General features: G+C 69.3%; 7 protein-coding genes. 6 read left to right on the top strand and 1 reads right to left on the bottom strand.

Annotated features, from left to right (window positions below):
- Positions 1-14 precede the first annotated feature (14 nt).
- Together WA805_RS12010 and WA805_RS12015 are read left to right on the top strand one after the other, a co-directional pair.
- Positions 15-113, top strand: a complete 99-nt coding sequence (locus tag WA805_RS12010) for a 2OG-Fe(II) oxygenase (protein WP_425242373.1) — start codon at positions 15-17, stop codon at positions 111-113.
- Positions 110-397, top strand: coding sequence for an Ada metal-binding domain-containing protein (locus WA805_RS12015; RefSeq protein WP_425242371.1), 288 nt, complete (start codon positions 110-112; stop codon positions 395-397). Before WA805_RS12010 ends, WA805_RS12015 begins: the two co-directional genes overlap by 4 nt.
- Here the strand turns inward: WA805_RS12015 and WA805_RS12020 are convergent.
- The gene (locus WA805_RS12020; protein ID WP_422338597.1) at positions 385-1,161 is read right to left on the bottom strand and encodes a M48 family metalloprotease; all 777 of its coding nucleotides are present in this window, start codon (positions 1,159-1,161) and stop codon (positions 385-387) included. The genes WA805_RS12015 and WA805_RS12020 overlap by 13 nt on opposite strands.
- A gap of 326 nt (positions 1,162-1,487) precedes the next feature.
- Between WA805_RS12020 and WA805_RS12025 the strand changes: the two genes are divergently transcribed.
- From WA805_RS12025 to msrA, 4 genes are all read left to right on the top strand, one after another.
- Positions 1,488-3,347: a 2-oxoacid:acceptor oxidoreductase subunit alpha gene (locus WA805_RS12025; RefSeq protein ID WP_422286451.1), complete on the top strand. Its 1,860-nt coding sequence runs from the start codon at positions 1,488-1,490 to the stop codon at positions 3,345-3,347.
- The gene (locus WA805_RS12030; RefSeq protein WP_422286453.1) at positions 3,340-4,407 is read left to right on the top strand and encodes a 2-oxoacid:ferredoxin oxidoreductase subunit beta; all 1,068 of its coding nucleotides are present in this window, start codon (positions 3,340-3,342) and stop codon (positions 4,405-4,407) included. The genes WA805_RS12025 and WA805_RS12030 overlap by 8 nt, the downstream gene beginning before the upstream one ends.
- Positions 4,408-4,442: 35 nt before the next feature.
- Positions 4,443-5,195, top strand: coding sequence for an AAA family ATPase (locus WA805_RS12035; protein ID WP_425242372.1), 753 nt, complete (start codon positions 4,443-4,445; stop codon positions 5,193-5,195).
- 99 nt (positions 5,196-5,294) lie between these two features.
- Positions 5,295-5,948 (top strand): peptide-methionine (S)-S-oxide reductase MsrA, encoded by a 654-nt coding sequence (gene msrA, locus WA805_RS12040; protein ID WP_422274210.1) that lies wholly within the window; start codon positions 5,295-5,297, stop codon positions 5,946-5,948.
- Positions 5,949-6,178: the final 230 nt, after the last annotated feature.

Raw genomic sequence — 6,178 nt, forward strand, 5'->3', positions numbered from 1 at the left:
GGCCCGTCCGCTCGGTGCGCGGCTGGTCCGCTGCCCCGGTGCGCCACGGCGTGTCCGCGATCAGGTCGGGCCGACGGCACACGCTCGGCCTTGTCTTCCACGACGCGGCGTGAACGGCGGCGGCAGCGGCGGCGGCGAGAAGACCTACCGGCTGCTCGGCGCCGGCGGCAAGCCCTACCAGTCGGCGTCGAAGGGCCAGTGGGGCGGCCATCGCCTGACGAAGATCTACGGCCGGCTCGACTGTCCCTCCGCGCTGCGCGCGATCGCCGGCGGCGGCTATGCCAGGCACCGCGTGTTCTTCGCCGACGAGGAGACCGCCATCGCCGCGGGATACCGACCGTGCGGCACCTGCTGCAAGGACCGCTATCGCGAATGGAAAGCCGCTCAGCGGGGATAGCCCGCCAGGGCCTCGAGCCGCCGCACCCGTTCGCCAGTCGGCGGGTGCGTGATGAACAGCCGGCCGAAGCCCCCGTACGAGAACGGGTGCGCGATCATCAGGTGGCTCGCCGCGGCCAGGAACCCGCGCGGCCGCAGCGGCAGCGCGGCGGCCTGCATGTCGATCTTGCGCAGCGCGCTGGCCAGCGCCATCGGGTCGCCCGCGAGCAGGGCGCCCTCGGCGTCCGCGTCGTACTCCCTGACGGGCGCGGACGTGAGGTGCAGCAGCAGCGCCGACAGCGGGCAGAACGCGACAAGTGACGCCAGCCCCGCGGACCACGACGACACCCCGAGGTCGTGCCTGGACACGTGCGCGAGCTCGTGCGCGACGACGGCCCGCAGTTCCGCCGGGGTGAGCACGCGCAGCAGTCCTTCCGTGCAGCACATCGCGGCCGAGCGGGCGCTGTATCCGACGGTCAGCACGTTGGGCTGCACGGCGGGCGACACCAGCAGCCGGGGCATGGGCAGGCGGGCCGTGGAGCACAGCTCCTGTACCAGCCGGTACAGCTCCGGGCGCTCCACCTCGCTGACGGGGCGGGCGCCAAAGGCAGTCAGCACGGTACGTTCCGAATGAAAATAAGCGGCCCAGCCAACGGCGAACAGGACGGCGCTCGCGACGGCGAGCCCGGCAGTACCGAACCAGACGGCACCGGCGAGCAGGGCAGCACCGCTCAGCAGCGCGGCCAGCATGACCGCGCGCAGCCCGTAGCTATGCACGGGCGCCACCCCTCCCATTGCGCGTCTCGCAGCGGCCAGCCGATGCCCACCCCCAGGGCCAGATCACCGCAGCTCACACCGTTTAACGGCCGGTCACCACGGGCGAGTTCCCAGTTCAGCCCCATACTTGCTAAAGGCAACGGTAAGGATTAGTTGACTATGGGCGCGCAGATACCGGTTTGTAACGTGGCATTAACCACACTTGACTCCCGGAGGGGCGGGGCGAGCGCTACCCAGGTCGCCGTAGTATTAAACAGTCCTGCACTCACGCCCCCGGCCGTAGGGGTGGTGCTGCAAAGGGCACCCGGCGTGGCGTGCTGAGGAGGCTTTGCGCTGTGACCAAGCAGGTCCAGGAACTCGACCACGTAATCATCAGGTTCGCGGGGGATTCCGGTGACGGCATGCAGCTCACCGGAGACAGGTTCACCCAGGAGACCGCTGTCTTCGGCAACGACCTGTCCACCCTGCCGAACTTCCCCGCGGAGATCCGCGCGCCCGCCGGAACGCTGCCCGGCGTGAGCAGCTTCCAGCTGCACTTCGCGGACCACGATATTCTCACGCCCGGCGACGCGCCGGACGTGCTCGTGGCGATGAACCCGGCGGCACTCATGGCGAACCTCAAGGACATGCCGCGCGGCGCCGACCTGATCGTCAACACCGACGAGTTCACCAAGCGCAACCTGGCGAAGGTCGGATACGACAAGAACCCGCTCGAGGACGGTTCCCTCGATCAGTACAGCGTGCACCCGGTGCCGCTGACTTCACTGACCGTCAAGTCGCTTGAAGACCTCGACATCACCCGCAAGGACGCGGAGCGCGCGAAGAACATGTTCGCGCTGGGCCTGCTGTCCTGGCTGTACGGCCGGCCGGCGGAGGGGACGCTGAGCTTCCTCGAGGCGAAGTTCGGCAAGAAGCCGGAGATCTACAAGGCGAACGTGACCGCCTTCCAGGCCGGCTTGAACTACGGCGAGACGACCGAGGACTTCTCCGTCCGCTACGAGGTCAAGCCGGCTCCGATCCCCGCCGGCAAGTACCGGAACATCACCGGCAACCTCGCTCTCTCCTACGGCCTGATCGCGGCGGCCCAGCTCGCCAGGCTGCCGCTGTTCCTCGGCTCGTACCCGATCACCCCGGCCTCGGACATCCTGCACGAGCTGTCCAAGCACAAGAAGTTCGGCGTCAGGACCTTCCAGGCCGAGGACGAGATCAGCGCGGCGAGCGCCGCGCTCGGCGCGTCGTTCGGCGGATCGCTCGCGGTGACCACCACGTCAGGCCCCGGCATGCTGCTCAAGGCGGAGACCGTCAACCTGGCCGTCTCCGTGGAGCTCCCGCTGGTGGTCGTCGACGTGCAGCGAGCCGGCCCCTCCACCGGCATGCCGACCAAGACCGAGCAGACCGACCTGCTCATGGCCCTGTACGGCAGGAACGGCGAGTCACCGGTGCCGGTGGTCGCGGCGGCCTCGCCGTCGGACTGCTTCTTCGCGGCGATCGAGGCCGCGCGGATCGCGATCACCTACCGGACGCCGGTCATCCTGCTGTCCGACGGGTACCTGGGCAATGGCTCGGAACCCTGGCGGATTCCCGACGTTTCTGAACTGCCGGACCTGTCGGCCTCGTTCGCCCTCGCCACCGCGGCGGACCAGCCGGAACACGGCGACTTCAAGCCCTTCACCCGTGACCCGCAGACCCTCGCCAGGCCGTGGGCGATCCCCGGGACCCCCGGACTCGAGCACCGCATCGGCGGCATCGAGAAGGCGGACGGCTCGGGGAACATCTCCTACGACCCGGACAACCACGACCTGATGGTCCGCACCCGCGCGGCCAAGATCGAGGGCATCGCGAACTCCATCCCGCCGCTTGAGGTCGACGACCCGACCGGCCACGCCCGGCTGCTCGTTCTCGGCTGGGGCTCCACCTACGGCTCGATCGGCGCCGCGGTCCGCAGCGCCCGCCGCGCGGGCCACGACGTCGCGCAAGCGCACCTGCGGCACATGAACCCGTTCCCCGCCAACCTCGGCGAGGTGCTGCGCAGGTACGACAAAGTACTCGTCCCCGAGATCAACCTGGGGCAGCTCGCGCTGCTGCTGCGCGGCAAGTACCTGGTCGACGTGATCTCGTACAACCGGGTTCGGGGGCTGCCGTTCCGTGCGGCTGAGCTGGCTGAGGCAATTGAGGAAGTGCTCGCACATGGATGAGAAGGAAGAAGTTATCCCGAACGGAAGCAGCCGCCTCCGGTCCCTCCAACTGGTCCCGCACGGTGGCGGACTCACCACCAAGGATTTCAAGTCGGACCAGGAGGTTCGCTGGTGCCCCGGCTGCGGCGACTACGCGATTCTCGCCGCCTTCCAGTCGTTCCTCCCCGAGCTCGAGGTGCCGCGGGAGAACGTCGTCGTGATCTCCGGCATCGGCTGCTCGTCGCGCCTGCCGTACTACGTGAACTCGTACGGCTTCCACTCGATCCACGGCCGGGCGCCGGCGATCGCTTCCGGCCTGGCCTCCTCCAGGCAGGACCTGTCGGTCTGGATGATCACCGGTGACGGCGACGCGCTGTCCATCGGCGGCAACCACCTGATCCATGCCCTGCGCCGGAACGTGAACATCAAGATCCTGCTGTTCAACAACCGGATCTACGGGCTGACCAAGGGCCAGTACTCGCCGACGTCCGAGCAGGGCAAGGTCACCAAGTCGACGCCGTTCGGGTCGCTGGACCAGCCGTTCAACCCGGTGTCGCTGGCGCTCGGCGCGGAGGCCTCGTTCGTGGCGCGGTCGGTCGACTCCGACCGCAAGCACCTGCAGTCGGTGATGCGGGCCGCGGCGGACCACGAGGGCGCGGCGTTCATCGAGATCTTCCAGAACTGCCCGATCTTCAACGACGACGCGTTCGCGCCGCTCAAGGAGCCCGCGGCCCCCGGCCTGATCCGGCTCGAGCACGGCTCGCCCGTGCTGTACGGGCCCGACAAGTCGATGGGGCTCACGTACGGCCCCTACGGCGAGCTGGTTCCGGTCGAGGCGGCGTCGGTGCCCGCCTCCGAGCTGGTCGTGCACGACGCCACCCGGCAGGACCCGGCGTACGCGTTCGCGCTGTCCCGGCTCGACTCCGGCGACTTCTCGCACACCCCGATCGGCATCTTCCGCTCGGTGGACCGGCCGTCCTACGACAACCTGATGGCCGACCAGATCACCGCGGCGCGGGCCGGCGGGGAGGGCAGCCTCACGACCCTGCTCGCGGGCAACGACACCTGGGAAGTCCGCTAACCGCCGCGTGCCTTCGCCTGGCTCCCCAGGGGAGAATGGCCGACGTGTTCGTGGAACGCCTGTCGGTGGAGCGGGAACTGGTCAGCGACGATGAGCGAGGTCAATGGCCGTTCACGATCCCGTGCGTCGCCGCGATCGCGCGTGACGGCCTGGAGCTGCGGCGCCCGGTGACGTTCCTGGTCGGGGAGAACGGCTCGGGCAAGTCGACGCTGGTGGAGGCGATCGCCGAAGCGGCCGGGCTGGACGCGCGCGGTGGCCGCGCCGGGCGCAAGTACGGGAACCAGCGCCCGATGACGCGGCTCGGCGAGGTGATGCGGCTGGGCCTCACCCGCGAGGGCGCGAAGATGCGTCTTCGCGCCAGGAACAAGCGCAAGGGCTACTTCCTGCGAGCGGAAACCCTATTCGGCCTGGCGGAAGTGGTCTCGGGGCTACCCGGTTACTGGCCGGAGGAGCTGTCTTCGATCAGCCACGGCGAGGGGTTCCTCGCGGTCTTCCAGGCGATGTTCAGCGAGCCCGGGCTCTACCTGATGGACGAGCCGGAGGCGGCGCTGTCATTTCGCTCCTGCCTTGAGCTGGTCGCGCTGATGCACGACCTTGGCCGCGGCGGCGCACAGGTCATCTGCGCCACCCACTCCCCGATCCTGGCCTCGACCCCGGAGGCGGACATCATCGAGGTCGGCGACTTCGGCCTCCGCCGGGTGGCGTGGGCCGACCTCGCCATCACCGACCACTGGCGCCGCTACCTCACCGACCCGTCCGCCTACCTACGCCACCTGATCGACCCCTGAGCTGCTGACGCGCACGGGCAGGCGGGGTGTGTAACGGGGAACAGGCCGGCCCGTACTGTGGTTGTGGGGACGGTTCAGCCACAGGAGGGCGTCATGAGCATTTTCGGGTTCCGGAAGACGCAGATGGTCAGCGCGGAGGACGCGCTGCCCGGGCGGGACACGCCAGTGCCGGTCCCGGAGCGGCACGCCGTGCTCGGCACGCCGTTGACGCCGCCGTACCCGGAGGGCAGCGAGATAGCCGAGTTCGCGCTGGGCTGCTTCTGGGGTGAGGAGAGGACGTTCTGGCAGGTAGCGGGCGTGATCACCACCGCGGTCGGCTACGAGGGCGGCTTCACGCCGAACCCGGCCTACGAGGAGGTCTGCACGGGCCGCACCGGGCACGCGGAGACGGTCCGGGTGGTGTTCAACCCGAGCCAGGTCTCCTACCAGCAGCTGCTCAAGGTCTTCTGGGAGTCGCACGACCCGACACAGGGAATGCGCCAGGGCAACGACACCGGCAGCCAGTACCGGTCCGTCATCTTCTACCAGAGCGAGGCGCAGCGGGAGGCCGCGGAGCGGTCGGCGACCGAGTACGGCAAGAAACTGGCGGAGCACGGCTACGGCCAGATCACGACCGAGATCGTCCCGGCCGGGGAGTTCTACTTCGCCGAGGACTACCACCAGCAGTACCTGTACAAGGTGCCGAACGGCTACTGCCCCGACCACAGCACCGGCGTTTCCTGCCCGGTCGGCCTGCTGAAGGCTGACGACTGAGCGCGCCGCGAGCCCCCGCCTGGACGGATGACGGCAGCGAGCCGGAGATCCCGCTGCTCGGCGGGGACGTCACCGAGGGCGTCGTCCGGGTGGGGAACACGGTGCGGCGGCCGGTGCACGGCAACTCGCCGCTGGTGCACGCGCTGCTGCGGCATCTCGAAGACGTTGGCTTCGCGGGCGCGCCCCGGTTCCTCGGCATCGACAGCGCCGGGCGCGAGGTACTGACCTAC

This window comes from Trebonia sp., from assembly GCF_049794275.1.
In the GTDB taxonomy this organism is placed as follows: Bacteria; Actinomycetota; Actinomycetes; order Streptosporangiales; family Streptosporangiaceae; genus Trebonia.